This window comes from Arthrobacter humicola (genome assembly GCF_039531445.1).
Taxonomy (GTDB): Bacteria; Actinomycetota; Actinomycetes; order Actinomycetales; family Micrococcaceae; genus Arthrobacter; species Arthrobacter humicola.
Window position 1 is genome coordinate 42,047 of record NZ_BAAAQB010000010.1, and the last position, 26,352, is coordinate 68,398.

The window sequence follows — 26,352 nt, forward strand, 5'->3', positions numbered from 1 at the left end:
TGCCTTTTACTGCGCTGCCGTCGACGGCGGCCACCGGTTAGGACGCACTGACCCGCTGCACATCCGGCTCCAGGTAGATGACCCGGGCGATCGGGACGGCCTCGCGGATCCGGGCCTCTGCGGCGTCAATCGCCTTCGCAATGTCCTGGCCGGAGTCCGTGCGGCCGATGCTGATCTTCGCCGCCACCAGCAGTTCCTCGGGGCCTAGGTGCATCGTCTTGAGGTGAATGATGCCGGTGCCGCCAGCTTCGATCGCGCTGCGGATCTTGGCAACGTCGTCCCGGGTGGCCGACTCGCCCAGGAGCAGGGACTTTGTTTCCATGGCCAGCACGACGGCGATCCCCACGAGCAGGAGGCCGATCATGGCGGTGCCCAGGGCGTCCCAGATGCCGTTCCCGGTGATGAGTGTCAGGCTTACGCCGAAGAGCGCGAAGACGAGGCCCACGAGGGCGCCGAAATCTTCGAGCAGGATCACGGGGAGTTCCGGCTGCTTGGCGTTGCGGATGAACTTGACCCAGCTCTGCTTCCCGCGGAGGGGGTTGGATTCGGCGATCGCCGTCCGGAACGAGAAGGATTCGGCAATGATCGCGCCCACCAGCACAGCCAGCGGCACCCACCAGAAGTCACCTTCGATGCCATGCGGGTGCTGGATCTTTCCCCACGCCTCGTAGAGCGCAAAGAGACCGCCGACGCTGAACAGCACAATCGAGACGATGAAGGCGTAGATGTAGCGCTCACGGCCGTAGCCAAAGGGGTGTTCCTGGCTGGCTTCCCGCTCCGCGCGCTTGCCGCCGACCAGCAGCAGCAACTGGTTGCCGGAGTCTGCGAGCGAGTGAATGGCTTCGGCCAGCATGGATGACGACAGCGTCAAAAAATAGGCGACGAACTTCAAAACGGCGATGGTCAGGTTGGCAGCCAGCGCCGCAATTATCGCCTTGGTACCGCCATTTGCAGCCACGTGAGCTTCTCCTTAACGGGGTTCTTCCGGGGTGTAAGCGGACACCGGAAGAACCCGGCGCCCGCAAGGAATACGCTACCTGTTTCCGGGCGGCCTCCGAACCGCGGCAGGGCCGATACCGCCACGTAACGATTGGGCACTTCCCTGCTGACAAGTAATCCGGCCTATGTTAGCTTGAAGCCATATTCGGGATTCACAATTTGGATACCGACGAATATGTAGGAGGAGACATGGGCTTTCTTGGCTGGATCATTCTCGGACTCATAGTAGGTGCAATCGTCAAGGCAGTCATGCCCGGCAGGGTCGGCGGCGGCTGGGTTACCAGCCTCGTGCTCGGCGTCGTCGGAGCCATTGTCGGTGGCTGGATCGGCGACCTTCTGTTTGGCGGCGGCAAGATGGAATTTTGGAATCTCGGTTCCTGGCTCCTGGCCATCGTCGGCGGCTTGGTGGTTGCCCTCGCCTACGGCGCCATTACAGGACGCAACAAGACCACATCATAATTCTGTACGGCTGACCTCACGCTTCGAGTGAGGCCCTAGGCACACTTCGACAGAACAGTACGACGGCGGAGCCCACCTTTGGCGGGCCCCGCCTTTTTTCTGCGCCTGCATCCGCCGCGATGCCTTTTCGGGCAGCCGGGTCTCTAGGGCACCTGCTGGGACCGGGCGCTGGCGTAGAGGCAGACGGTGGCCGCGGTGCCGAGGTTGAGGCTCTCCGCCTGCCCATAGACCGGCACGGCCACCCGGTGGTCGGCCAGCGCAATCTCGTCCTCGGACAGGCCCTGGGCTTCGTTGCCAAAAAGCCAGGCGGTGGGCTGTTCCAGCGCGTAGACCGATCCCGCGGCGGACGCGCCCAGCCGGCGGGCCGCATTCTCGTCCTGGAGACGGTCCAGGTTCAGCTGGCCGTAGCCATCGGCGGCGAGGACGCCGATCCCCCGTTCCTTGCAGCGGGCCACGATGTCAGCCGCATCGGCGCCAAGGACGATCGGCAGGTGGAAGAGGGATCCCGCCGTCGAACGGACCGCTTTGGGGTTGTAGATGTCCACGCTGGATCCGGTCAGGACCACCGCGTCCGCGCCGGCAGCGTCGGCGGCGCGCAGGACGGTTCCGGCGTTGCCGGGGTCGCGGACCTGGCAAAGGACGGCGATCAGCCGCGGCCCGGCGTCCAGCACCTCATCGAGGCCAACGTCCAGGAAACCGCAGACCGCGAGAACGCCCTGCGGGGTGACCGTGTCCGCCATCGCGGCGAGCACTTCGTCGGTGGCGAGGTAGGCGGTGGTGCCCTCCGCGAGTGTCTCCAGATCCGGATGCCGGTCCAGGCACGACTCGCTCGCGTAGACCTCATAGACAATGCCGGGTTGCCCCGCGGCGAGCCTCTTTTGGTGTAGGACGAGGGCTTCCCGGACCGCCTGCGGCCCCTCCGCCAGGAACTCGCGTCGCTTTAAACGGGCCGGGCGCCCGGCAAGTTGTGCCACCTTCCTCACCCGATCAGCTCGGGGGTTGGAAAGTGGAAGATCTTGCGGGCGCCCGGATTCGTTCATATAAGAACCTTAGTTGCTCTCGCAGCCGGTTCTTGAACGCTGCAGTTTTTCAACTGCTGCGGGAACTACTTTGCAGCCTCGTCGGCGGCCTTCTTGGCAGCAGGCTTCTTCGCGGGAGCCTTCTTGGCGGCCTTCGGAGCCGGAGCGGCCTCAGCCTGGACAGCCGGAGCTGACGTGTCGGCGGGCAGCGCGTCCTTGGCGACCTTGACCAGCGCGGCGAAGGCGTTGGCGTCGGAAACGGCGAGCTCGGCCAGCATGCGGCGGTCAACCTCAACCTCAGCGGCCTTCAGGCCCTGGATCAGGCGGTTGTAGGTCAGGCCGTTGGCGCGGGATGCAGCGTTGATGCGCTGGATCCAAAGACGGCGGAAGTCGCCCTTCTTCTTCTTGCGGTCGCCGTAGCTGTACACAAACGAGTGCAGCAGCTGCTCTTTGGCCTTGCGGTACAGGCGTGAGCGCTGTCCGCGGTAGCCCTTTGCGCGTTCGAGGATAACCCGGCGCTTCTTGTGGGCATTTACAGCCCTCTTCACACGTGCCACGTGCGTACTCCTTCAGAATTCTGATCCCAAGCGTCTACTGCCGGAAAAGTCCGGCTGGCCTGAGAAGCCTTTTTGGTAGTTGATTGCCGCCAGGTGGCCGGCAATCAGAGAACTTGGAACTTAGATGCCGAGCATCTTCCGGATGACCTTGGCGTCGCCCTTGAAGACGATCTTGTCGCCGGCAAGGCGACGGGTCAGCCGTGAGGACTTGTGCTCGAGGTAGTGACGGCGGTTGGCCTGCTGACGGCGCAGCTTGCCGCTACCGGTCAGCTTGAAGCGCTTCTTAGCACCGCTGTGGGTCTTCATCTTCGGCATGGGAACCGATCTCCTTACGTATCCGCAGAAAAGTCTGCAGCTCTTTCGTGCAGCCGCCCCTGCGGGCGGCATGCTGGTTGCTTGCTGCCGGACATTGCTGTCCGGCAGCCGTGAACTAGTTGGTCTTCTTGCTGCCGGGCTTGGCGGCAGCCCGGGGGGCGGCCGGCCGTGCGGCGGGCTTCGGAGCTGCAGGCCTCGGAACCGGCTTCGGAGCAGCGACCGGCTTCGGTGCTGCTGCCGGAGCGGCCGGAGCGGATTCCGCAGCCTTCTCCTCCGGAGCCTTAGCCATGGGGGCCTTAGCCACGGGAGCCGGGGCCGGAGCGGCCTTCGGAGCCTCGGGAGCCTTGGCTGCTGCGGGCTTCTCGGCCGCCTTCGGAGCCTCGGGAGCCTTGGCTGCTGCCGGCTTCTCGGCCGCCTTGGGAGCAGCTTCCTTCGGGGCTTCCTGGGCCGGAGCCTCCTCGGCCTTGGCTTCCGCGACCGGGGCGTGCGTGGCTGCCGCCGTTTCAGCCGTGGTCTCTTCGACCTTGGCTTCTTCGACCGCGGGAGCCTCCGTTGCAGGAGCCTCCGTCGCTACGACGTAGCCTTCGGGCAGGAGGTCGGACAGCGTCTGCGTGAGCGGAGCGTTGCCGCCGGAGACGTCGACGCGGCCCGATGCCTTGGCTTCGTTCTCAGCCTTGGCTTCCGCACGCTGCGTTGCGCGGCGGGCCTCTGCCTTGGCTTCAGCCTTATTCTTCAGCGGGCCCACCACCATGACCATGTTGCGGCCATCGATCCGAGGGCTGGACTCCACAACGCCAACTTCGGCGACGTCGTCCGCGAAACGCTGGAGCAGGCGGATGCCCATCTCGGGACGCTGCTGCTCACGGCCGCGGAACTGGATCATGGCCTTGACCTTGTCACCAGCGCCGAGGAAGCGGAGCGCGTGGCCGCGCTTCGTCTCGTAGTCGTGGGTGTCAATCTTCAGGCGGAAGCGAATTTCCTTCAGGACCGTGTTGGTCTGGTTCTTCCGGGCCTCGCGCGCCTTGACAGCGGCCTCGTACTTGTACTTGCCGAAGTCCATCAGCTTGCACACCGGAGGCTTGGCCTGCGGTGCAACTTCAACGAGATCAAGATCGGACTCGGCAGCCAAACGCAGGGCATCCTCAATACGGACAATTCCTACCTGTTCGCCTGCAGGGCCGACCAGCCGCACCTCGGGGACGCGGATACGCTCATTGATTCTTGGCTCGCTAATGTTAAAGCTCCTGTGTTCGTGAGGGGTATTCCACCGGCAAAAAGAGAAGGCCCCCAATTGCCGGAGCAATCGAAGGCCTCAAGATCGGAACTGCCGCCCTCAATGAGGCGGCATGCACTTTCGCCGGACCGGAGTCCGAGGTTGTGCCCGACCAGGTACCCGGCAACCTTGACTCCCGTGAGGGAGGGGCTTCCCGAAGGAAGTTTCGCGGCTGACGCGGGTGGGAGAGAACTCCGCTTGCAAACTAAAAGCCAATTCTACAGAAAGATACCCGCTCAACGCACGTGTGCGTCGCCGGGCACCGCCTACACCGGGAAGCACCAGTCAAAAACAGGCACCACAGGTAAGAAGTACTGCAGAATAACGACATTCAGTCGGTCTGTGACAAGCTTACCAGCATGAGCACTTCAGACAGTAATTCCCATGTCTTCGAGCCCGCAGCCGCACAGGCCGACGTCTCGCAGCAGATTCGCGACATCTCGGAAGTCCCCGCGATCGAGGTCATCACCACGGCCGCCGTGCACCTGATGAGTGCCGCCGCAGTGAAGCTGGGCCTCGCCGCCGAGGAAAATGCCCAGGAACTCAAGGACCTGGACGAGGCCCGCAAACTCATCACCGCCCTCGCCGGCCTGGTGACGTCCGCGGCACCGGAAATCGGCTCACAGCACGCCGGGCCGTTGCGCGACGGACTGCGTTCGCTGCAGCTGGCCTTCCGCGAGGAATCGATCATCCCCGACGCTCCGGGCAAGGGCCCGGGCGAGAAGTACACCGGCCCCGTCAACTAGTCACAGTCAACTAGTCACGGCCAACTAGCCACGGCCACCTCAGCACTTTCGTCAGCTATGACACGCCGGCGGGCGGACCATCCGGGTCCGCCCGCCGGCGTCGTTAACTCTGCTTCGATCCATCGGGACTCAGTGCGGCCCCCGGGCCCGGGCGGTCCCCCTGACAGGGACACCGCGGCGTCAGGCGTGGGCCAGGCGGCGGCGGCGCATCTGCTGCAGGACGAGTCCTACGAGGCAGAGGCCCACGCCAGCCAGCCCCACGGCGACGAAGCCGGCCGACGGGCCGATGACGTCGATGAACAGCCCGGCGAGCGGCGCGCCCAGAGCCACGCCACCGGTGAGCGAGGACCCGTACCAGCCCATCGCCTCGCCGCGACGGCTCTCGTCAACGAGTTCGGCCACCTTTTCCGAGGCCGCGGACAGCACCGGCGCGCACAGCAGCCCCGGCAACAGCGAGAGCAGGCTGAGGGTCCAGGTATCGGTCGCGAACGCCATCGGGACCGTCAGCGCTGACATTCCCAACAGCAGGAGGATCGGCGAGACGGGCCGGTGCATGGCGCCGTAGACTATGCCGCCCACTACCGAGACCGCGCACCAGAAGACGAAGACGATCCCGATTTCGCCCTCGTGCCCGCCGGTCTGGAGGGCTGCGACGATGCCGACGTCGGTGCCGCTGAGGACCATGCCGGCACCGGCCGCGACGGCGAAGACGGCTCCCACGGCGGCGGTGAACCAACTGAAATTGTGGATGACCCGGTGGCGCAGGCCAGAGCGCCGCTGCCGCCGTTCCTCGGCCGCGGCCGCCAGGGGCGCCAGTTCGGCCGCGGCCTCCTGGAGGTGGGCCGGCGCGGCGGCGACGACGGCGGCCTCCGCGCACTCGAGCTCCTCCGCCTCGAGCCCGGCGTCGGGGGCCGCGCTCCGGGTGGGCGGATTGAACCACATGAGGAAAAGTCCGGAGACGGACGTGGCCACGCCGACTATTGTCAGGCCCAGGACCGACTGCCCGCTGGTGGCGACGACGGCGCCGACGGCGGGGCCGATCATGAAGACCAGCTCGGTGGCGATGGCATCGAGGGCGAAGGCGGTGCGGCGCTGGTCCCCGGTGGCCAGTACGCCCAGGGACTGCCGCACCACGCTGAAGATGGGCAGCGTGAGCAGGCCGCCGACGAAGACCAACGGCAGCAGGACCTCGTAGGAGACGTGCGGCACGATGGACCAGATCACGGTCTCGGAGATGACGGACGGGATGAGCGCCTTGCGCAGTCCCACGGTGTCGACCCGGCGTCCGCGCCAGGGCGCCCCGACGGCGATTCCGATCGTCATGACGGCGGCCGCCGCGCCGGCGGCCGCGTAGCCCTGGCCAAGGGTCAGGACGATGTGCAGGGTCAGCAGGACGCCGGCCGCCGAGTGCGGTATGCGGGCAATCATCCCGACCAGCAGGAGCCGCCTGATGGGCCGGACGGCGAGCAGCTCCCGGTAAAGCGCGAAATTCACGACACTACATCCTTCTGGTACTGCCCACGGCAGCACCGGGAGGTCCCCCCGTTGGGCCGTCAGCTATGGTGCTGCGCGCTGCAGCTTGACCTCGATTGAGTCAACCCGCTCGGCAAAGAATTCATTCCGGGCCCAGTCGTTGTTGAGGCCGGCGACGATGGACTGCACGCCGGCGGCGTCGAGTCCGTCCTCAAGGTACAGGACCACGCGGAGTTCCGGGCCGGATCCCCCGCCGGGGAGCCGCCTGCCATCGGCTGTAGCCGAGGCAATTCCACCCCCCGGATGAATTTCAACACGGCGGACCGCCGGAAAGCCAACCGCGCTGTCCCCGAGGGCGCGCGCGAGTTCCGGATCGGCATACGACGGCGTCCAGGTTTGCTGCTGGGCCAGTGCCCAGACCGCCGGTCTGCGGACCACGAACGTCAGGTCCGCGCCGGGATCCAGCACGAGCAGCTCGGCACCTTCCGCAACGGCGGACAGGGCCGCCCGGGCCGCGTAGACCGCCACAGGCCTGGCCTCCGGATGCCAGGCCTCCAGTGACGCCGCCGAGGTGAAGACCGGCATGGCCGTCCGCCCGTCCGGCGCTTTGAGCGTGACGAGGGCCATATCGGCCTGCTTGTCGGCATGGAGGCCGCCGGCGCCTTCCCCCTCCTCGGCGAGCTGGGCCAGGATGGGCACGAAGACCCGGGCGGTGGCGAGCGCGGCCACCACGGCTGCCTCGTCGCCGGTGCCGGCGGCGAGGTTGGCCACGGCCGCTAGGTAGCCGGCGTCGGCAGCGCCGTCGTCGTCCTCGAAATTGTGGATCTTCGCGGCTTCCCCGGACAGGCTGCGGCCCGCCCAGGGTTGGCCAGCGGAGTCCGTGGCGCCGCCGGCGCCGGCGAGGGCAGCCGCGATATGTCCGGGCAGATGCCGGACCGGAGCCGCGCCGGCGTCCGGCTGCCCTGCGTTGTGGGGGTCGTGGGTGTCGCCGGGCTCGCGGGTGTGCGTCATGACCGGTGACCGCTTAGCGGCGGCCGGCGACGTCGAGGGCCTGGGGCAGTGTGAAGTTGCCGTTGTAGAGGGCCTTGCCGATGATGGCGCCCTCAACGCCGAGCGGCACCAGGGACCGCAGGACCTGCAGGTCCTCAAGGCTGGAAATGCCGCCTGAGGCGACCACCGGCTTGCCCGTCTTCTCGACCATCTGGCGCAGGAGTTCGACGTTGGGGCCCTGGAGGGTGCCGTCCTTGGTCACGTCGGTGACGACGTACCGGGCGCAGCCTGCGTCTTCGAGGCGGCCGAGCACCTCCCAGAGGTCCCCGCCTTCCTTGGTCCAGCCGCGGCCGGCGAGCGTGGTACCGCGGACATCGAGGCCGACGGCGATCTTATCGCCAAAGCGCTCGATCACCCGGGAGGTCCATTCCGGGTTCTCCAGTGCCGCGGTACCCAGGTTCACGCGGGCCACGCCGAGGTCGAGCGCCTTTTCGAGGGATTCGTCGTCGCGCAGGCCGCCGGAGAGTTCCACCTTGATGTCCAGCCGCCCCACGACCTCGCGCAGCAGTTCAGCGTTGGAGCCGCGCCCGAATGCGGCGTCCAGGTCCACCAGATGCACCCACTCGGCCCCCTGCTGCTGCCAGTTGAGGGCGGCCTCCAGCGGAGTGCCGTAGCTCGTCTCGCTGCCGGCTTCGCCCTGCACGAGCCGGACGGCCTGGCCGTTGACGACGTCGACGGCGGGCAGAAGCTCGAGTACGGGCAGCGGGGTTTCGGTGGTCATCGTGGTGTCCTCAGCTCGGGATGGTGGGTCAGGAACGCGGCACGGTCGTCAGGACGCCGGCAGGGTCAGGAGATAGGCGGCCAGCAGCGACATGCCGGCCAGGATGTAGAACACGACCTCCACCCAGCGCGGACTTTTCTGCTGGCGGAAGGAGATTGCGCCGCCGACCAGCAGGCCGGCGACGCCCATGAGGACCAGGGACCACATCTAGGCGGTCTGTTCCGGTGCCGCGGGGCGCAGGCTGTCGACCCAGTTGCGCAGGAGCCGGGCGCCGGCGTCGCCGGACTTCTCCGGGTGGAACTGCGTGGCGCACAGCGGGCCGTTCTCCACGGCCGCAATGAACGGGGCACCGTGTTCGGACCAGGTCACCAGGGGCGCCGCCATCCGGGGCTGGATGACGTCGAAGTCCCAGTGCTGGACCCCGTAGGAGTGCACGAAGTAGAAGCGCTCACCCTCGACGCCGACGAACAACTTGGATCCCTCCGGGACGGAGACGGTGTTCCAGCCCATGTGGGGCACGACGTCGGCGGGCAGCAACTCGACCTTGCCGGGCCACTCACCCATGCCTTCGGCTTCCGTGCCGTGCTCGACGCCTGCCTCGAACAGCACCTGGAGCCCCACGCAGATGGCAAGCACGGGGCGGCCGCCGGCGACGCGGCGGCCGATCATGCGGATGGCATCCACGGACTTGAGCTCGCGCATGACGGTTTCGAAGGCGCCGACGCCGGGGACCACGAGGCCGTCGGCGTTGAGGACGTCCTCGGGCTTGGAACTGAGGATGACCTCGGCGCCGGCGCGCTCCAGAGCACGGACTGCAGAGCGGACGTTGCCGGAACCGTAGTCCAGCACAGTGACGGTCGGCTTTCCCTCCGGAGACACCGGTTTGGTTCCGGCGGCCGGGTCGATGATGGCCCCGTCGCGCAGGACCGGGCCGGTCACAGTGCGCCCTTGGTGGACGGAATGCCCTCGACCCGGGGGTCCGGTTCGACGGCTGCGCGCAGGGCCCGGGCGAACGCCTTGAACTGGGCCTCGACGATGTGGTGGGGGTCGCGTCCGGCCGTGACGTTCATGTGAAGGCAGATCCCGGCGTGGAGCGTGATCGCCTCGAACACGTGGCGGGTCAGCGAGCCGGTGAAGTGGCCGCCGATCAGGTGGTATTCCTGGCCTGCCGGCTCGCCGGCGTGCACAAGGTAGGGCCGGCCCGAGACGTCGACGACGGCCTGCGCGAGCGCCTCATCCAGGGGCACGGTCGCCTCGCCGAAGCGGCGGATTCCGGCTTTGTTGCCCAATGCGGTCCGCAGAACCTCGCCAAAGGTGATGGCCACGTCCTCGACGGTGTGGTGGACATCGATGTGGGTGTCGCCGGTGGCCTTGACGGTCATGTCAATCAGCGAGTGCTTGCTCAGGGCCGTCAGCATGTGGTCGTAGAACGGGACCGACGTGCTGATATCCGAGACCCCGGTGCCGTCCAGGTTGATCTCGACCAGGACCGAGGACTCACTGGTGGTCCGTTCCATGCGTGCGGTCCGGCCCTCGGCGGCGGTGGCTCCGGTGTTGCTCATGTAGATGTGTCCTTTGGAAGAAGGCAGGGTGCTGGGCAGTCTGGCGGGGCGCACTGGCTCCCCGTCAAGTCTAGGCCTGCGGCGTGGCGTGGCTGGTCAGGATGCGTTCAAGGGCTTCGAGGAAGGCTGTGGTTTCCGTCTCAGTGCCCGCGGTCACGCGAAGGTGCCCCGGGATGCCGACGTCGCGGATGAGGACGCCGGCGTCCAGCAGGCCCTGCCAGACGTCGTGCGGGCTCTCCAGTCCGCCGAAGAACACGTAGTTCGAATCGGAAGCCGCCGGCTTGAGGCCCAGGCGGGTCAGCTCGGACACGATCCGGTCGCGCTGGCGCTTGATGTCCTCGACGTCGGCCATGAGGGCCACGCGGTGGTGCAGTGCGGCCAGGGCCGTGGCCTGGGTGATAGCTGACAGGTGGTACGGCAGACGGACCAGCCGCAGGGCGTCGGTGACCTCGGGAGCGGCGGCCATGTACCCGAGCCGCGCCCCGGCGAGGGCGAAGGCCTTGCTCATGGTGCGCGAGACGATGAGCCGCTCCCGGCCGGGCAGTAGGGTCAGAGCGCTGGGTGTGCCGTCGTGGGCAAACTCGTGGTACGCCTCGTCGACGATCACGATGGTCTGGCTGGCCTGGCCGGCGTCATAGACGGCCTCGACGACATCAAGACCCAGTCCGGTACCGGTGGGGTTGTTCGGGGAGCACAGGAAGACAATGTTAGGCTCCAGTTCCCGGACCTGGCGGGCAGCCGATTCCGCGCTGAGCCCGTAGTCCGCCGCGCGGGCGCCGACGATGTACTCCGTGTCCGTGCCGGCGGCCAGCAGCGGGTACATCGAGTATGTGGGAGGGAAACCGAGGGCCGTCCGGCCGGGGCCGCCGAAGGCCTGGAGGATTTGCTGAAGGACTTCGTTGGAGCCATTCGCGGCCCAGATGTTCTCCGCGCCCAGACCGTGGCCAAGGTACTCGGCGAGGGCTTCCCGCAATTCGGTGAACTCCCGGTCCGGGTACCGGTTCAGCCCGGCGGCGGCGGTGCTGACAGCCTCGGTGATGGCGGCGCGGACGTCGGCCGGGACACCATGGGTGTTCTCGTTGACGTTGAGCAGAATGGGGACGTCCAGCTGGGGTGCGCCATACGGTCGCAGGCCGCGCAGATTGGTTCGGAGGGGCAGTCGGTTGAGGCGCTCAAGCTGGTCAGTCACGTGACCAGTTTAAGTGGAAGCGGGACGGGCGCTGAAACTGTGACGCCCGGGACGGGCGCCGGCGGTACCTACTTGGACGGAACGAACAGCTGCTGGCCCGGCATTACACGCGCAGCGTCAAGGTTGTTCAGCTGCACGATATCGGCCACGACGTCACGGGGATCGCGTTCCGGCGCGACGGTCCCCGCAATGGCCCAGAGGGACTCCCCCGGCTGGACTGTCACGGAAACAGTGGGCGTCACATTGAGCTGGTCCGCGGAATCCGCCGCCTTGGCCGGAGCGTTGAGGAATCCGCTGAACGACAAGATGAGCGCTGCCAGCAGGATCAGCGGGATCCCGAAGAAGACGAACCGTCCGCGCCGGGTGAGCCGCAGCGGCGCCTGCTTCGGCCGCCGGGTGACCCCGCGGTCCGTGATGCTGTGATCAAAAGTGCTGTGAAACGCGCTTGCTGCTGACATGAACTGAGCCCTCCTGGACCATACGGTGCCGCCGGCGTTCTCCACATACTCGCCGCCAACCGGCCGAACCTTCGAACATAGAACCGAAGAATGCACTCGACTCGCAAATCCTTGAATCGAACACATATTCGAACTTTGCTAGTTCTGTTTTAGCACTTAGTAACGAACGATGTCGAGACTCGCTAGAACAAATGTTTGAAAAAGCTCTGCCGCTGGCCTACTTTTGAGGGAAAGAACAACAGCTTGTGAACTCGTTCATCGGTAGTTGATCAGGAGGGTCTGACATTTCAGGCCGGAAGTTCCCGGTGACAGCAGCCACGGCGGCCGGGTGGAACGGAAAGGCGTTGGCGAACATGGCAGCACAAGCCACCGGCGGCCGGGCCAGTTCACGGAGCGCCCAGCCTGCCCGGGCCCCCAAGAGCCTGACCGTCCGGCAGAAGAAAATCCTGGAAACGATCCAGCGCTCCGTCAGTGACAACGGCTACCCGCCGTCCATGCGCGAAATCGGCGACACCGTCGGACTCGCCAGCCTGTCGAGCGTGACCCATCAGCTGTCCCAACTGGAAAAGCTCGGGTACCTGCGTCGCGACCCAAAGCGTCCAAGGGCCATGGAAGTGCTCATGCCGCTGACCCTGGACGAGGGTACGAGGGCCATTTCGGGCGTCGAGAAGTCCAGCGGCCTCCGGGCCGTCGGTGGCCTCTCCGTGACGGAACTCGCCAGCGCCACCGACACGGCAATGGTGCCGTTCGTCGGACGCATCGCGGCCGGCGGACCGATCCTCGCCGACCAGGTGGTGGAGGACGTCATGCCCCTGCCGCGCCAGCTGGTGGGCCACGGCGAACTCTTTATGCTCAAGGTGGCCGGCGACTCGATGATCGATGCCGCCATCTGCGACGGCGACTGGGTGGTTGTCCGCCGCCAGGGCGACGCCGTGAACGGCGACATCGTGGCCGCGCTGCTCGATGATGAAGCAACGGTCAAGACGTTCCGCCAGCGCGACGGCCACACCTGGCTGCTGCCGCAAAACACCCAGTACGAGCCCATCCTCGGCGACCACGCCGTGATCATGGGCAAGGTCGTCTCGGTGCTCCGCTCCCTCTAGCCACCCCGTGGCAGGCCTCCCGGGGCAGCCACCCCCGGAACGGCTTCCAGGGGCCGGAGCCACGGCTCCGGCCCCTGCTTTTTAGTCCTTTCCGGAGTCCTTCGCCAGGCGCTTCAAGGCGGCCACGGCGATCGAAGGATCCGTGGTGGGCCAGAACGGCGGAAGCGCGGCGCGGAGGAACCCGCCGTAGCGCTCCGTGGACAGCCTCGAATCCAGCACCGCCACCACACCCTTGTCCGAGGTCGAGCGGATCAGCCGGCCGGCGCCCTGCGCCAGGCGGATTGCGGCGTGCGTGGCCGAGACGGACATGAAGCCGTTGCCGCCGGCCTGCGCCACCGCTCGGGAACGTGCTGTCATGAGCGGGTCGTCCGGCCGCGGGAACGGAATCCTGTCAATGACCACCAGGCGGCAGGACACCCCGGGAACGTCGACACCCTGCCACAGGGACATCGTGCCGAACAAACATGTGTCCGGCTCGTCGGCAAACTGCCGCACGAGCGCCGTCATGCTCGACTCCCCCTGACACAGGATGCTGAGGCCCAGCCGTGGCCGCATCGCCTCGGCGGCCTCCTCCGCCGCCCGCCGGGAGGAAAACAAGCACAGGGCGCCCCCGCCGGAGGCACGGATCAGTTTCTCGAGTTCGTCCAGGGCCTCCGGGGACGTGCCGCGGCCGGGCTTGGGCAGGTGCTGGGCGACATAGAGGATGCCCTGCTTCGGATAGTCGAACGGGGACCCGACGTCGACGCCGGTCCAGCTCGGGGCGCCGCTGCCGACCAGGCCGAGGCCTCCGGCGGCCGGCTCGAACGCCGCCCCGATGGCGAGCGTGGCGGATGTCAGGATGACGGTGTGGTCCGCGAACAGTCCTTCACGCAACCGCCCCGCGACGCTCAACGGAGCCACATTGATCAAGGCCGGCGCGGTCTCGTCCGGCTGGGAGTAGCCCTGCGCCGGGTCGAAGCTGCTATTGCGGGAGAACCACACGACTTCGCGGTTTTCCCGCGCGGCCAGGAGGCGTTCGCAGAGTTCCAGGATGACCATGAGGCGGGACCGGGCGAGCTGGCGACCGCCGTCGGCCGTCGTGGAGCTGTCCCCCTTGGAATCGGAGAGCGCGGCGCGGCAGGCGTCGCGCAACTGGTCGATGCAGTCCAGCTGCTCGGTGTTCAGGCCGTTGGGCATCAACCCGCTGGGGACACCGTCGATGGCGAGTTCCAGGTGGGAGGCGGCATTGTTCAGGGCGTCCACGGTGATGCCGGTGTGCTTCCGGGCCCCGGAGGCAGCGGCGTGGACCATCGCGACGGAGAGCTGGCCGGAGACTGCGCCTGTGACGCGGTCCTGCAGTTCGTGGGCCTCGTCCACCACCACGACGCCGTACTCAGGCAGGACCGCCAGGCCTTCGAACGCGCTGACGGCGAGCATGGCATGGTTGGTGACCACGACGTCGGCATCGGCGGCGTTCTGCCGGGCCAGTTCACTGAAGCATTCGGCCGCGAGCGGGCACTTTTGCGCGCCGAGACACTCCATGGACGTGACGGAGACCTGCCGCCAGGCCCGGTCCGTGACACCGGGCATGAGTTCGTCCCGGTCTCCCGTGACCGTCTCCTCCGCCCATTCGCGCAGGCGCACGACTTCCTTGCCGAGCTGGGAGGACGGCCCGCCCAGCGCGGCGGCAAAGTGCGGCACGGACGTGTCCTCGCCGAGGGAGAACAGTTGTCCCTCAGACGGTTCCTCGGACGGGAAGCCGCCCTCGATCTTGTGCCGGCACACATAGTTCGACCGGCCCTTCACCAGGGCAACCTTGACGGGCCGCTCCAGGGCCGGGGTGATCGTCTTGAGCAGCCGGGGCAGGTCGCGGCCGACAATCTGAGTCTGCAGTGCCAGGGTCGCGGTGGAGACCAGGGTGGGCTTGTTGCTGGTCAGCGAGTGGGCGATCAGCGGAATCAGGTACGCCAGAGACTTGCCGGTGCCCGTGCCGGCCTGGACCAGCAGGTGGTCGCCGCTGTCGATCGCGCGCGCCACCTGCCGGGCCATTTCGTGCTGGCCGTCGCGGCTCTGGCCACCCATGCCGGACACGGCACGGTCGAGCAGCTCAATCACGAACGCCTCGCCGGTCCCGCCGGCCGTGTTGCCGCCCGCGGCGTCCTCGCCCGTCCCGCCATCGGCCGGTTCCGCGTCAGCGGCCCCGGCGTCCGGGGATCCGGCCTTGGCTTTGGTCACCGCAGCCTCAGTCATTGCTGATGAAGGGATCCAGTTCAGCGGCGAGTCCTTCGCGCACCATCACCACGGCCCGGGTGCCGGTTTCCTCGTGCTCGAGGCTGAGGATCTCAGCGTCGGTCTCGTGGAGCTTGTTGAGCAGATCTCCGCGGTTGTAGGGGATCAACAGTTCAAGCTTCACGCCGGGGCGCGGAATGCCGTCACTGATGGCCTTGAGCAGTTCCGGGATGCCTTCACCTGTGCGTGCCGAGACCACCACGTGGCGCGGTTCGCGCTGCTTGAGCCGTTCGACCACAAACGGGTCGGCGGCGTCGGCCTTGTTCAGGACGATGATTTCCGGAACCTTGCGGGCGTCGACTTCGCTGAAGACTGCCCGGACTGCGGCGATCTGGCCCTCGGGGTCCGGGTGCGAGACGTCGACGACGTGCAGGATGAGGTCCGAGTCGGCCACCTCTTCCAGGGTGGAGCGGAATGCTTCCACGAGCTGGGTGGGCAGCGAGCGGACGAATCCCACGGTGTCCGCCAGCGTGTAGCCGAGGCCGTCGGCGGTTTCTGCCTTGCGCACGGTGGGGTCCAGCGTGGCGAACAGGGCGTTCTCCACCAGCACCCCGGCGTCGGTCAGGCGGTTCAGGAGCGAGGACTTCCCGGCGTTGGTGTAGCCGGCGATCGCTACTGACGGCACGGCATTACGACGGCGGTTGGCGCGCTTGGTTTCCCGGGCGGGCTTCATGGCGGCGATTTCGCGCCGCAGCTTGGCCATGCGGGTGCGGATCCGGCGGCGGTCCAGTTCGATCTTGGTTTCACCGGGACCACGGGAACCCATGCCGGCGCCGGCGCCGCCCACCTGGCCACCGGCCTGGCGGGACATCGACTCGCCCCAGCCGCGCAGGCGCGGGAGCAGGTATTCGAGCTGGGCCAGTTCCACCTGTGCTTTGCCTTCCCGGCTCTTGGCGTGCTGCGCGAAGATGTCCAGGATGAGCGCGGTGCGGTCGATGACTTTGACCTTGACGATGTCCTCCAGGCCGCGCCGCTGGGACGGGGCGAGTTCGGCGTCGACCACTACGGTGTCGGCGCCCGTGGACATCACGATGGCTTTGAGTTCCTGCGCCTTGCCGGAGCCGAGGAAGGTTCCGGGGTCGGGCTTGGCCCGGCGTTGGACGAGCCCGTCCAGGACCTCGGAGCCGGCTGTCTCAGCGAGGGCCGCAAGTTCACGTAGGGAGTTCTCGGCGTCGGCGAGAGTACCTTCGCTCCAGAGTCCGGCCAGGACGACGCGTTCGAGGCGCAGCTGACGGTATTCGACCTCGGTGACGTCCTCGAGTTCGGTGGACAGGCCCGCCTTGCGGCGCAGGGCGTGGCGTTCCTCAAGGTCCTGCTGGTCGCCGTCGAAGTTGGTGTACACGTCGTCCAGGCGCGAGATGGCCTGTGCCGTGCCGAACACCGCCTTCTGGCCGCCGGCACTCGTGCCGGCTGCGTCGTGGGCTCCGGTGCCGCGGCCCGCGTTCGGGGCAGGGGCGTCCTTGGAGAGGATCCGGTCGATAACAGCCTGGATCTCCTCAGGGCTCATGTCCTGGGCGGCTGAATCGGGTCCGGTGTTGGGCTGGCTGGTCATGGTCTCCTTTAGGGGTTCGGCTATTTCAGAATAGTGCCGATTGGTGCTCTGTGGAGCGGTATTCGCGCTGGGCTGACGGCGAGGGGTCATGCAGGCCTCCTGGAATGCCCGCGGCAACGGTGCCGGGGGCAGGGCTGGCTCCGGGCGGAGCGCTGGCTGGGTAAAGAGAAGGGCTAGGTAAAGAGAACAGCTAGGTGAAGAGAGCGGCTCGGTGGGAGAGGCGCCCGAGGCGCCCGGCTGCGGGGAACGCAGTGAGGTAATTGCCGTCCGCCGGGCCGGCCCGGAAGCGGGCCAGGCACGGTGTCAAGGAAAGAAGGGCCGCCGTCAAGGCGTTGTCGAGAAAAGCGGCTGGATTCCAAGTGTTTCGTGCACCTGCCGGCGAGATAACTCGACATGGCGATGGAGCACTGAGCGGAAGGCGTTTACCTGCGTCGCTGCGGGGACGGGATGAGACCCGTGCCGGCTACTTGGAGATCAAGATCATGCTTTTAAGCCTAGCAGACGCCGAAGCTCGCCCGGTTCACGCGGTCAGCTCCCCGGGGTGCGCCGTTCGGGGCGGGCCGCCGGGACCGTTCACGCCCCGTTCCAAGGCTTGGCGGCCGCTCCTTCCTGGCACCGCGGCCGTTCCGTTGCGTACCCGGGCCCGGACGCCGTTCCGCGTCCCGTCCGGTTTCCCATTCGGGTGGACCGCCAACTAATCTGGCCCATTATGGAGTCTGCACACTATTTCAGCGCCCAGCCCGCCGGGCCCTTCACCCGCAAGCCGCTCACCGTGGACCTTGCCGGTGAGACGCGCCGGCTGCAGACGTCCTCGGGGATCTTCAGCCCGGACGGGATCGACAAGGGAACGGCCGTGCTGCTGGCCGATGTCCCGGCTCCGGCTCCGCAGGGGAACCTGCTTGATATCGGCTGCGGCTGGGGCCCGATTGCCCTGACCATGGCCCTGCGGGCACCGCACTCCCGCGTCTACGCGGTGGACGTGAACGAGCGCTGCGTGACCCTGACCAACGAAAACGCCGCACTGCTGGGACTCACCAACGTCACCGCCAGCACGCCGGAGGCGGTGGACCCCGAACTGCGTTTTGACACCATCTGGTCCAACCCGCCTATCCGGATCGGCAAGGACGAACTTCACGCGCTCCTGCGCCTGTGGATTCCGCGGCTGGCGCCGGGCGGATCGGCGTGGCTCGTGGTCCAGAAGAATCTCGGCTCGGATTCGCTGCAACGTTGGCTCGCGGCGGAGCTCGATTCCAGCTTCACCGTGACCCGTGAGAGCACGTCGAAGTCGTTCCGGATCCTTCGGGTCAGGAAAGCGTCCCGGTAGCCACGATCACGGCCGGGCCGCTGAGCTCGACGTGTTCGTGTCCCTCCGGGCCGACGAAGAATTTCACACCGACCGCTCCGCCGGGAACGTGAACGTTCCACGCGTCCGGCGCGCCCTGCCCGGCCCAGTGGCGGATGGCGACGGCGGCGGCGCAGGCACCGGTGCCGCATGACTGGGTTTCCCCCACCCCCCGCTCGTGGACCCGCATGGTGATGGTGCCCGTGCCGTCGTGGACGAGTGGTTCGGAGGGCACCACGAATTCAACATTGGTGCCGTGCGGCGGCGTCGGATCCACCTTGGGCGCGGTGAACAGCTGCGTGGCCTCAAGTTCGGCCATTTCGGCCAGGGCCACCACTGTGTGCGGGTTGCCCATGCTGACCGACAGTGCGGGCCTGGCCACCTCCAGCCCCTCGGCGCTGACGAGCGAATCCATGGCCCGCGCGGTCGCCTCGCCCGGGAAAATGAACGCCCAGGGCCCCATGTCGACGGCGTAGCCGGCAGCGGTGCGGACGATCGTCTTCACGCCGCCCCGGGTGCCGATGACGAGGGATTCGCCGGCCGGCAGGTTCACGAGGCCTTCGGCGATGAGGAAGTGCACAAAGACGCGGACGCCGTTGCCGCACATCTCAGACAGTGAGCCGTCGCCATTGCGGTAGTCCATGAACCACTCGGCGTCGGGGTGGGCGGTCAGCAATTCCTGCCCCTCGGGCAGGAGCCGCGAGGGCACCGCACGGATCAGGCCGTCGCCGCCGATGCCGCGGTGCCGGTCGCAGAGCGCCGCGACCTGCTCGGGGCTGAGCGACAGTGCGCCGTTGGGGTCGGCGATCAGGACAAAGTCGTTGCCTGTTCCGTGGCCTTTGGAAAACTTCAGACCGCTGAGGGATGCGGTATCGCCGGCGGCAGGGGCGGCGGTTACGGCTTGGGATGCGTCCATGCTCCAAGGTTACCGTTCCGTATGGAGAGCTCCGGCACCGTGACGGGAAGGCTACGGCGGCGGCGGAACGGGCGCCGTCCGGCACAGGGCCGCGGCCCTGGCCACCAGGGCGGGATCCTGCCAGTCCAGCCAGATGACCCGGGGATCGGCACGGAACCAGGTCAGTTGCCGGCGCGCGAACTGCCGGGTGGCGATGATCGTTTCGTCCGTGGCCTGCTCGAGGCTGGAAGTGCCGTCGAGAACCCGGAGGAACTGGGCATAGCCGAGGGCCCGTGGCGCGGTCCTGCCGTTGCGGAGCCCCGCGGCGTCGAGCCGCCGGACTTCCTCCAGCAGCCCCCGGTCCACCATGGCGTGGACCCGCAGGGCCAGGCGCTCCCGGAGCAGTTCCCTGTCGACTTCGAGCCCGATCTGGACGGCAGGCTGGAAGTACTCGCGGGCGGGCATGAAGGAGCTGAACGGGCGTCCGGTGAGTTCGAAGACTTCCAGGGCGCGGACGATGCGCCGGGCATCGCCGAGCCTGCCGGCCGACACGGGGTCCACGGCTTCCAGCCGTTGCCGCAGCGGCGCGGGGCCCGCCGTTTCCAGTTCGACCTCCAGGCGCCGTCGGATATCTGGATCCGTGCCGGGAAACTCCAGGACATCGAGCGCGGCACGGACGTACAGTCCGGAGCCGCCGGCCAGGATGGCCCGCTTCCCGCGGGCGTGGATGTCTCCGATCAGGGCGCGGGCCTGCTGCTGGAAGTCCGAGACGCTCGCTTCCTCGGTCACGTCCAGGATGTCCAGGAGGTGGTGCGGGACTCCCCTGCGTTCGGCGTCGGTGATCTTGGCCGTGCCGATGTCCATGCCGCGGTAGAACTGCATGGAATCGGCGTTGATGACCTCGCCGTTGAGTTCCAGCGCCAGCGAAACGGCGAGGTCGGACTTGCCGGAACCGGTGGGCCCGACGACGGCGATCACCGGCGGCGCTGCCGCCGTCTGCAGCGCCGTGGCCGGCTGGCCGTGCACCTGCGCGACGGCGCTGCGTTGAGGTCCCGGCACGGCGCTAACGGCCGCGGACCGGGAGGCTGGGCATGCCCAACGACACGCCGGCCTTGCCCGACGCGCCGGTTTTGCCCGCCGGACTCGTCGGGCCGGCACCGCAGGAATCGGCCTGGGACCGGTCCCAGGCGTCACCGGCACGCGACCGGCGCAGGCTGTAATCCGCCGCCGAGGCGGGGTCGGCGACGAGGTGGAACGCGGCCGCTTCAGTGATGGTGACGGTCACGAGGTCGCCGGGCCGGGGCACGTCGGCGCCCTCGGGCACCGAGAAGTGCACCAGCCGCTGGTCCTGGGACCGGCCGGAGAGGCGGTGGGTTTCCTCCGCCTTGCGGCCGGACTGGGCGGTCACCATGACCTCGACGCGGCGGCCGAGCTGGCGGGCGTTTTCCTCGGCAGCAATCCGGTCCTGCAGGGCCGTGAGGCGCTCGAAGCGCTCCTGGACCACGGCCTTCGGGAGCTGGTCCGGCAGGTCCGCGGCGGGGGTGCCGGGCCGCTTGGAGTATTGGAAGGTGAAGGCGGTGGCGAAGCGGGACTTCTCGACGACGTCGAGCGTGGCCTGGAAGTCTTCCTCGGTCTCGCCGGGGAAGCCGACGATGATGTCCGTGGAGATGGCCGCGTGCGGGATCTTCTCACGGACCTTGTCCAGGATGCCGAGGAACTTCGCAGAGCGGTAGGACCGCTTCATGTCCTTGAGGACCTTATCCGAGCCGGACTGCAGGGGCATATGCAGCTGCGGCATGACGTTGGGCGTCTCGGCCATGGCATCGATGACGTCGTCGGTGAAGGCCGCGGGGTGCGGACTCGTGAAGCGGACACGCTCCAGGCCCGGGATTTCCCCGCAGGCACGCAGGAGCTTCGAAAACGCCTGCCGGTCGCCGAACTCGACGCCATAGGAATTCACGTTCTGCCCCAGCAGGGTCACTTCAATGGCGCCGTCGTCCACAAGGGCCTGGATCTCGGCCAGGATCTCCCCCGGGCGGCGGTCCTTTTCCTTGCCCCGCAAGGCAGGCACGATGCAGAAGGTGCAGGTGTTGTTGCAGCCAACCGAGATGGACACCCAGCCCGAATAGACGGAGTCCCGCTTGGTCGGAAGGGTCGAGGGGAAGACGTCCAACGATTCGAGGATTTCCAGCTGGGCCTCGTTGTTGTGGCGGGCCCGGTCCAGCAGGGCAGGAAGGGCACCGACGTTGTGGGTGCCGAAGACCGCGTCGACCCACGGCGCCTTCTTGAGGATGGTCTCCCGGTCCTTCTGCGCGAGGCACCCGCCGACGGCGATCTGCATGCCGGGATTGGCTGCCTTGACCGGGGCCAGGATGCCCAGGTTCCCGTACAGCTTGTTGTCGGCGTTCTCCCGGACCGCGCAGGTGTTGAAGACCACGACGTCGGCAAGCTCGCCGGTGGACGGTACGTAGCCCGCGGCTTCAAGCATGCCGGCCATACGCTCGGAATCGTGCACGTTCATTTGGCACCCGAAGGTGCGTACCTGGTACGTGCGGGGCTGAGCCGAACCGGAGTTGAGCTCCGTGGCAGTTGCATCTGCGCTGACTGCCGAAGATGCTGTGGGAGAAGTGGTGCCGGCCGCTGGGGAGGGAATGGTAAAACTCACCTGTTAAGGGTAACGGTTAGGGGTAACCGGTTGTGGCCGGGCCTGCGCGGACGCGGGAAGGGACGGCGGCTGCGAGCCCTTAGTCGCCGGCTCCGGCGGCCGCGGCATCGAGCGCCTCGGCGACGATCCGGAAGGCCAGTGCGGGCTGGTAACCCTTGCGGGCAAGCATCGACGCCAGGCGGCGGGTGATCTTGTCCCGCTCCGCACGGTCCTCGTCGCCGGTGAATCCCCGCAGTTTGCGCTCCACGAGCTCACGGGCGGCCGCCTCTTCGTCGGCGTCGCTGAGCTGATCGAGCGCGCTGGCAGCGGTATCCGGGTCGATCCCCTTGTCCGCCAGTTCGCGGCGCAGGGCCCCTTTGGCGAGCTTGCGCGTTTGGGACCTGCTGCGGACCCACATGTCGGCGAACTCGGCGTCGTCAACCAGCCGCACTTCCTCGAAGCGGTTCAGTACGGCCTCGGCCACGTCCTCGGGGACGTTGCGCTCGGCCAGCTTGCGGGACAGCTGCAGACGGCTCTTGGGCGAATTCGTCAGTTGGCGCAGCACGATGGCACGCGCCACCGCCGCAGGATCCGCGTCCGGGTCCAGTTCCGGTGACGGCGCCGTGGTTCCCCGGGACCCGTTCGACCCCCGGGAACTGCGCGAGCCCTGCGTTCCTCGTGAACCGCGCCGGGTCGACCCCATGCCGGGGTCGCCAGCGCCCGGGTCAGGGTTCCGTTGCCGGAACCCTGACCCGCTGCCGGCGCCGGGGCTAGAAGCCGTCAACGGCCTTCAGCTTCGGTGATTCCTCGGTCTCGGCGGGGGCCCTCACGCCGACGCCGAGCTTTTCCTTGATCAGGCGCTCGAGTTCGGCCGCCAGTTCCGGGTTGTCGCGCAGGAACCGGCGGGAGTTCTCCATGCCCTGGCCCAGCTGGTCGCCATCGTAGGTGAACCAGGAACCGGACTTCTTGATCAGGCCGTGCTCGACACCCATATCGATGATGCCGCCCTCGCGGGAAATACCCTGGCCGTAGATGATGTCGAACTCGGCGATCTTGAAGGGCGGTGCCATCTTGTTCTTGACGATCTTGGCCTTGGTGCGGTTGCCGACGGAGTCCGCGCCCTCCTTGAGGGTCTGGATCCGGCGGACGTCGATGCGGATTGAGGCATAGAACTTCAGGGCCTTACCACCGGTGGTGGTTTCCGGGGAGCCAAAGAAGACGCCGATCTTTTCGCGCAACTGGTTGATGAAGATGGCCGTGGTCTTGGTCTGGCTCAGTCGGCCGGTGATCTTGCGGAGGGCCTGGCTCATCAGGCGGGCCTGCAGGCCGACGTGGCTGTCGCCCATGTCGCCTTCGATTTCGGCACGGGGAACCAGAGCGGCAACCGAGTCAATGACAATGACGTCAAGGGATCCCGAACCAATGAGCATGTCCATGATTTCCAGGGCCTGCTCGCCGGTGTCCGGCTGGGAGACCAGGAGGGCGTCAGTGTCGACGCCCAGCTTGGCGGCGTATTCCGGGTCGAGGGCGTGTTCGGCGTCGATGAAGGCGGCGATGCCGCCCTGGCGCTGGGCGTTGGCAACGGCGTGCAGCGCCACGGTCGTCTTACCGGAGGATTCCGGACCGTAGATTTCCACGACACGGCCGCGGGGCAGGCCGCCAATTCCCAAAGCGACGTCCAGGGCAATGGAACCGGTGGGGATAACCTCGATGGGCGCACGGACTTCGTCGCCGAGGCGCATAACCGAGCCTTTGCCGAACTGCTTGTCAATCTGGGCAAGCGCTGCGTCGAGCGCCTTCTGGCGATCCGGGGCTGCGGCCATGATTCACACCTCTAATACTTTCTCGCTGTGGAGTGGCCGTGTAGGCCCTTCGTCTGTCATCACTGACGCTACTGGCACCCTCCGACAAAGTTGTCGCTGGGGACCCCTTATGTGGAAAACGCCGTATGTGGAAAACGCTCAAAAAAAGCATATCCCTATCCGAACAGATATTCGAACAATAATGCGGCGTGTCAGACGCCGGCCCCTGACGGCAGGAGGCCCGGCGGCGCATCCGGCGGCATGCCGGGCGGAGTTTCAGGCGTCAGCTGGGCCCGGCGTTGTCGCGGGGTTTGATGTCCCTGCCGAGACGGCGTTCCGGCGGGACGTCCTGGACGTCGCACAGGGCAAGCCACACCTGGCGGGGAGGGATGCCGGCGCTGAGGGCCTGGTCCGCGGTGCGTCCGCCGACGCCGGCCAGAACCAGCGAGCTGCTCAGGACACGGGAGTACCCGGCACCGAACTCGTCGTCCATGAGCCGCCAAAAGTCACTGATTCGCACCAGTAAAGTCTCTCACGGCGCGGGACTCTAGAATGGTTGCCATGAGCAACCCACCCGAGGCCGCCGCAGATTCCTCCCCTGGAGACACCGGCGTTGACGCCGTCGTTGACGCCGACGCGGCCCTGAACGCCGTCGAAAACCAGCTGAGCCTGCTCTGGCGTCGCGGCCGGTCCATTTCCAATCAGCTCTCCCGCGAGGTCCACCCGGACGTGGAACCCGCTGCGTACGGACTGCTCACCGTGATCCGCAAGCAAGGACCTATCCGGCTGACCGACCTCGCCTCCAGCATCGGCGTCGGCAAACCCTCGGTGAGCCGGCAAATCGCGTTCCTCGAGGGCCTCGGCCTCGTGTCGAAGGAAGCGGACCCCCTCGATGGCCGGGCGCAGGCCATCCGCCTGACGCCCGAGGGCGAGGAAAGGATGCACCAGGTCCAGGACGCCCGGCGTGAGGTCTTCCGGAAGCGCCTGGCGCAGTGGCCGGCCCAAGACCTGCAGGCTCTCGCCACCTACATGGCAAAGCTCAATGCCACCTACGAACGCGATGGCTTCCCCCGGGACGAACACGCCTGAGACTCGAAAAGGACCCCCGGCCGAGCCGGGGGTCCTTTTCTAACGTCTGTGAGTTGGCGTCTAGCGTGCTCCGGAAAGGAGGCCCTTCGCCAGCTCGTCGTTGAGGTCGGAATTGAGTTCTCGGTCGAGGTCGCGGCCGTAGCGCTGCGCGAACTCCTGCGGGACGGTGTCCGGAACCGCGACACCCTCGGCGACCGCGACGCGGTCGCTGACTTCGCGGAGCATGCTCGAGAGCGGAACATCGAGGGCCGAGCAGATCGAGGACAGCAACTCCGAGGAGGCTTCCTTCTGGCCGCGCTCCACTTCACTCAGGTAGCCCAAGGACACACGGGCACTGTGCGAAACTTCGCGGAGGGTACGGCCTTGGCGCTGGCGGACATCGCGCAGGACATCACCGATTTCGTGACGAAGTACTACCATCTTGCGCTCCTTCTGTTCGCTCTTTGCCTGATCGGCGAGGCCCACATCCTTCCAGCGGACAACGCCGTTTACGGATACGGGCTGCTTTACCATCTGTATCGCCTTGCTCCTCGTACTGTCGAGTCCGCCGGTGGGGGCGGACTCTGCTGATGTTTTCATCCTAGGCGCCTCCCTTATTTGGAAGCGACACAATGTAACAACTATTCGGAATCAACTTTTGTTCCCGGCAACTTTACGCCGGGTAGCCTTCGGAAGATAGGGCCTCAAGCAGGCGTTCCAGGGCCGCGCCGCACGCGAGGGCGCGGATCTCGGCGCGGCTGCCGTCAAAGGAATACGGGTACGACGTCGAGCCCTCCGCCGTCGCGATGCCGACAAAGACCGTGCCCACCGCCTTGCCGTCGTGCGGTTCGGGCCCGGCCACACCGGTGGTTGACACGCCAATATCGGCGCGACAGACGCGCCGGGCACCGTCGGCCATCGCCGCGGCGACCTGCCCGTCCACGGAACCGACGGCGTCGAGCAGACCGGCGGGGACGCCCAGGACGTCGGTCTTGACCGAGCTGGCGTAGGACACGACGCCGCCCTGCAGCATCGCGGAGGCGCCCGGCGTGTCGGCCAGGATCGCCGCGACCATTCCGGCCGTCAGGGATTCGGCGGTGGCAGCGGTCACCCCACGGCCGATGGCGCCGGTGACGGCCTGCTCCGCCAGCCGGTGAAGGTTGGGGTGCAGCTTGGGATGAAGATTGGGGTCCGGCTTGGCGTTCAAATCAGTCATGGCTTGTTCTCCCCTACCCGTGCTTTCTCTGCCTTGATGCCGGCGGCCCGCAGTTTGAGGGCCTCGATAACGTACTCGCCGCCGGTCCACAACGTGATGGCCAGCGCAGCCATCATGACGACGAACGCCACAACTCCGAGCCACGGGGCGATGGATGCCAGCGGTAGGACGTAGAGGAAGATCGCCACCGTCTGCACAACCGTCTTGAGCTTCCCGCCCCGCGAGGCCGGAATGACGCCGTAGCGGATAACGAAGAACCGCAGGGCGGTGATGCCCCATTCCCGGAGCAGGATCAGGATCGTCACCCACCACGGCAGTTCCTGGAGCAGCGAAAGCATGACCAGGGCCGAGCCGATCAGGAGTTTGTCGGCGATCGGGTCCGCGATCTTCCCGAAGTCGGTGACGAGTCCGCGGGACCTGGCGATGTCGCCGTCGAGCTTGTCCGTGTAGATAGCGACCGCGAACACGACGGAAGCCGCCCAGCGCCAGACGCCGTTCTGGGCCTGGAGCCCGGGGGCGTCGAGGACAAGGAACCAGACGAAGAACGGCACCAGCACTATCCGCAGCATCGTCAGGATATTCGGCAGGTTCCAGATCCGCGAGGCGGATCCGGCGTTGGCTTCGGCGCTATTCACCTTCCT

29 protein-coding genes are annotated in these 26,352 nt (G+C 67.1%); 5 read left to right on the forward strand and 24 right to left on the reverse strand.

The genetic code is table 11. The features are described from left to right. Positions 1 to 37: 37 nt before the first annotated feature. Positions 38 to 958 carry a cation diffusion facilitator family transporter gene (locus tag ABD243_RS04155; protein ID WP_116767803.1) on the reverse strand — a complete coding sequence of 307 codons (921 nt, stop codon included), beginning with the start codon at positions 956 to 958 and terminating at the stop codon, positions 38 to 40. Between the two features lie 230 nt (positions 959 to 1,188). Between ABD243_RS04155 and ABD243_RS04160 the strand changes: the two genes are divergently transcribed. Continuing rightward, the gene (locus ABD243_RS04160; RefSeq protein ID WP_091249893.1) at positions 1,189 to 1,458 is read left to right on the forward strand and encodes a GlsB/YeaQ/YmgE family stress response membrane protein; all 270 of its coding nucleotides are present in this window, start codon (positions 1,189 to 1,191) and stop codon (positions 1,456 to 1,458) included. Between the two features lie 143 nt (positions 1,459 to 1,601). Here ABD243_RS04160 and ABD243_RS04165 read toward each other — a convergent pair whose 3' ends face one another. From ABD243_RS04165 to infC, 4 genes are all read right to left on the reverse strand, one after another. Then, complete coding sequence (locus ABD243_RS04165; RefSeq protein WP_344362423.1) at positions 1,602 to 2,498, reverse strand: TrmH family RNA methyltransferase; 897 nt, start codon at positions 2,496 to 2,498, stop codon at positions 1,602 to 1,604. Positions 2,499 to 2,563: 65 nt separating this feature from the next. After that, positions 2,564 to 3,034, reverse strand: a complete 471-nt coding sequence (gene rplT, locus ABD243_RS04170; RefSeq protein WP_091249887.1) for a 50S ribosomal protein L20 — start codon at positions 3,032 to 3,034, stop codon at positions 2,564 to 2,566. Positions 3,035 to 3,154: 120 nt separating this feature from the next. Then, positions 3,155 to 3,349, reverse strand: a complete 195-nt coding sequence (rpmI, locus tag ABD243_RS04175; protein WP_009358635.1) for a 50S ribosomal protein L35 — start codon at positions 3,347 to 3,349, stop codon at positions 3,155 to 3,157. 115 nt (positions 3,350 to 3,464) lie between these two features. Then, on the reverse strand, positions 3,465 to 4,541 hold the full coding sequence (gene infC, locus ABD243_RS04180; RefSeq protein WP_425547125.1) for a translation initiation factor IF-3: 1,077 nt from the start codon (positions 4,539 to 4,541) through the stop codon (positions 3,465 to 3,467). Between the two features lie 440 nt (positions 4,542 to 4,981). Between infC and ABD243_RS04185 the strand changes: the two genes are divergently transcribed. Continuing rightward, the gene (locus tag ABD243_RS04185; protein ID WP_091249882.1) at positions 4,982 to 5,368 is read left to right on the forward strand and encodes a DUF1844 domain-containing protein; all 387 of its coding nucleotides are present in this window, start codon (positions 4,982 to 4,984) and stop codon (positions 5,366 to 5,368) included. A 180-nt stretch (positions 5,369 to 5,548) separates the two neighbouring features. On the opposite strand, the gene ABD243_RS04190 is transcribed toward ABD243_RS04185, so the two are convergent. The 8 genes from ABD243_RS04190 to ABD243_RS04225 form a co-directional block, all read right to left on the reverse strand. Beyond that, positions 5,549 to 6,862, reverse strand: coding sequence for an MFS transporter (locus tag ABD243_RS04190; protein ID WP_344362430.1), 1,314 nt, complete (start codon positions 6,860 to 6,862; stop codon positions 5,549 to 5,551). A gap of 63 nt (positions 6,863 to 6,925) precedes the next feature. Continuing rightward, complete coding sequence (locus ABD243_RS04195) at positions 6,926 to 7,852, reverse strand: SseB family protein (RefSeq protein ID WP_344362432.1); 927 nt, start codon at positions 7,850 to 7,852, stop codon at positions 6,926 to 6,928. A gap of 13 nt (positions 7,853 to 7,865) precedes the next feature. Then, on the reverse strand, positions 7,866 to 8,612 hold the full coding sequence (priA, locus tag ABD243_RS04200; RefSeq protein ID WP_344362433.1) for a bifunctional 1-(5-phosphoribosyl)-5-((5-phosphoribosylamino)methylideneamino)imidazole-4-carboxamide isomerase/phosphoribosylanthranilate isomerase PriA: 747 nt from the start codon (positions 8,610 to 8,612) through the stop codon (positions 7,866 to 7,868). 48 nt (positions 8,613 to 8,660) lie between these two features. After that, positions 8,661 to 8,819: a hypothetical protein gene (locus ABD243_RS04205; RefSeq protein WP_175460408.1), complete on the reverse strand. Its 159-nt coding sequence runs from the start codon at positions 8,817 to 8,819 to the stop codon at positions 8,661 to 8,663. After that, positions 8,820 to 9,551, reverse strand: coding sequence for an imidazole glycerol phosphate synthase subunit HisH (gene hisH / locus ABD243_RS04210; protein WP_344362438.1), 732 nt, complete (start codon positions 9,549 to 9,551; stop codon positions 8,820 to 8,822). After that, positions 9,548 to 10,174, reverse strand: a complete 627-nt coding sequence (gene hisB / locus ABD243_RS04215) for an imidazoleglycerol-phosphate dehydratase HisB (RefSeq protein ID WP_091249867.1) — start codon at positions 10,172 to 10,174, stop codon at positions 9,548 to 9,550. The genes hisH and hisB overlap by 4 nt, the downstream gene beginning before the upstream one ends. A 70-nt stretch (positions 10,175 to 10,244) precedes the next feature. Then, entirely contained in the window at positions 10,245 to 11,363 is a 1,119-nt protein-coding gene (locus tag ABD243_RS04220; RefSeq protein ID WP_344362443.1) for a histidinol-phosphate transaminase, read from the reverse strand. Positions 11,364 to 11,431: 68 nt separating this feature from the next. Next, positions 11,432 to 11,821: a LysM peptidoglycan-binding domain-containing protein gene (locus ABD243_RS04225; RefSeq protein ID WP_344362445.1), complete on the reverse strand. Its 390-nt coding sequence runs from the start codon at positions 11,819 to 11,821 to the stop codon at positions 11,432 to 11,434. 353 nt (positions 11,822 to 12,174) lie between these two features. Between ABD243_RS04225 and lexA the strand changes: the two genes are divergently transcribed. Continuing rightward, entirely contained in the window at positions 12,175 to 12,924 is a 750-nt protein-coding gene (lexA, locus tag ABD243_RS04230) for a transcriptional repressor LexA (protein ID WP_091250045.1), read from the forward strand. 81 nt (positions 12,925 to 13,005) lie between these two features. Here lexA and ABD243_RS04235 read toward each other — a convergent pair whose 3' ends face one another. After that, positions 13,006 to 15,153, reverse strand: coding sequence for an ATP-dependent DNA helicase (locus tag ABD243_RS04235; protein ID WP_344362448.1), 2,148 nt, complete (start codon positions 15,151 to 15,153; stop codon positions 13,006 to 13,008). Beyond that, positions 15,146 to 16,744: a GTPase HflX gene (hflX, locus tag ABD243_RS04240; protein ID WP_116767818.1), complete on the reverse strand. Its 1,599-nt coding sequence runs from the start codon at positions 16,742 to 16,744 to the stop codon at positions 15,146 to 15,148. The genes ABD243_RS04235 and hflX overlap by 8 nt, the downstream gene beginning before the upstream one ends. A gap of 709 nt (positions 16,745 to 17,453) precedes the next feature. On the opposite strand from hflX, the gene ABD243_RS04245 reads away from it, so the two are divergent. Further along, entirely contained in the window at positions 17,454 to 18,068 is a 615-nt protein-coding gene (locus ABD243_RS04245) for a class I SAM-dependent methyltransferase (protein ID WP_116767819.1), read from the forward strand. Here the strand turns inward: ABD243_RS04245 and dapF are convergent. The 6 genes from dapF to ABD243_RS04275 form a co-directional block, all read right to left on the reverse strand. Continuing rightward, positions 18,049 to 19,002: a diaminopimelate epimerase gene (dapF, locus tag ABD243_RS04250; protein WP_344362452.1), complete on the reverse strand. Its 954-nt coding sequence runs from the start codon at positions 19,000 to 19,002 to the stop codon at positions 18,049 to 18,051. The genes ABD243_RS04245 and dapF overlap by 20 nt on opposite strands. Positions 19,003 to 19,053: 51 nt before the next feature. After that, the gene (gene miaA, locus ABD243_RS04255) at positions 19,054 to 19,983 is read right to left on the reverse strand and encodes a tRNA (adenosine(37)-N6)-dimethylallyltransferase MiaA (protein WP_344362526.1); all 930 of its coding nucleotides are present in this window, start codon (positions 19,981 to 19,983) and stop codon (positions 19,054 to 19,056) included. Between the two features lie 61 nt (positions 19,984 to 20,044). Continuing rightward, positions 20,045 to 21,646 carry a tRNA (N6-isopentenyl adenosine(37)-C2)-methylthiotransferase MiaB gene (gene miaB, locus ABD243_RS04260; protein ID WP_344362455.1) on the reverse strand — a complete coding sequence of 534 codons (1,602 nt, stop codon included), beginning with the start codon at positions 21,644 to 21,646 and terminating at the stop codon, positions 20,045 to 20,047. 79 nt (positions 21,647 to 21,725) lie between these two features. Beyond that, complete coding sequence (locus ABD243_RS04265; protein ID WP_344362457.1) at positions 21,726 to 22,205, reverse strand: regulatory protein RecX; 480 nt, start codon at positions 22,203 to 22,205, stop codon at positions 21,726 to 21,728. 190 nt (positions 22,206 to 22,395) lie between these two features. Continuing rightward, entirely contained in the window at positions 22,396 to 23,448 is a 1,053-nt protein-coding gene (gene recA, locus ABD243_RS04270; RefSeq protein WP_344362459.1) for a recombinase RecA, read from the reverse strand. A gap of 262 nt (positions 23,449 to 23,710) precedes the next feature. Then, entirely contained in the window at positions 23,711 to 23,947 is a 237-nt protein-coding gene (locus ABD243_RS04275) for a DUF3046 domain-containing protein (protein ID WP_116767821.1), read from the reverse strand. A gap of 41 nt (positions 23,948 to 23,988) precedes the next feature. On the opposite strand from ABD243_RS04275, the gene ABD243_RS04280 reads away from it, so the two are divergent. Next, positions 23,989 to 24,516, forward strand: a complete 528-nt coding sequence (locus ABD243_RS04280) for a MarR family winged helix-turn-helix transcriptional regulator (protein WP_344362461.1) — start codon at positions 23,989 to 23,991, stop codon at positions 24,514 to 24,516. A 60-nt stretch (positions 24,517 to 24,576) separates the two neighbouring features. Here the strand turns inward: ABD243_RS04280 and ABD243_RS04285 are convergent, their stop codons facing one another. From ABD243_RS04285 to pgsA, 3 genes are all read right to left on the reverse strand, one after another. Beyond that, positions 24,577 to 25,029 carry a helix-turn-helix domain-containing protein gene (locus ABD243_RS04285; protein ID WP_066434909.1) on the reverse strand — a complete coding sequence of 151 codons (453 nt, stop codon included), beginning with the start codon at positions 25,027 to 25,029 and terminating at the stop codon, positions 24,577 to 24,579. 139 nt (positions 25,030 to 25,168) lie between these two features. Then, positions 25,169 to 25,711, reverse strand: coding sequence for a CinA family protein (locus tag ABD243_RS04290; RefSeq protein ID WP_344362465.1), 543 nt, complete (start codon positions 25,709 to 25,711; stop codon positions 25,169 to 25,171). Beyond that, positions 25,708 to 26,346 carry a CDP-diacylglycerol--glycerol-3-phosphate 3-phosphatidyltransferase gene (gene pgsA / locus ABD243_RS04295; protein WP_091249836.1) on the reverse strand — a complete coding sequence of 213 codons (639 nt, stop codon included), beginning with the start codon at positions 26,344 to 26,346 and terminating at the stop codon, positions 25,708 to 25,710. Before pgsA ends, ABD243_RS04290 begins: the two co-directional genes overlap by 4 nt. Positions 26,347 to 26,352 lie beyond the last annotated feature (6 nt).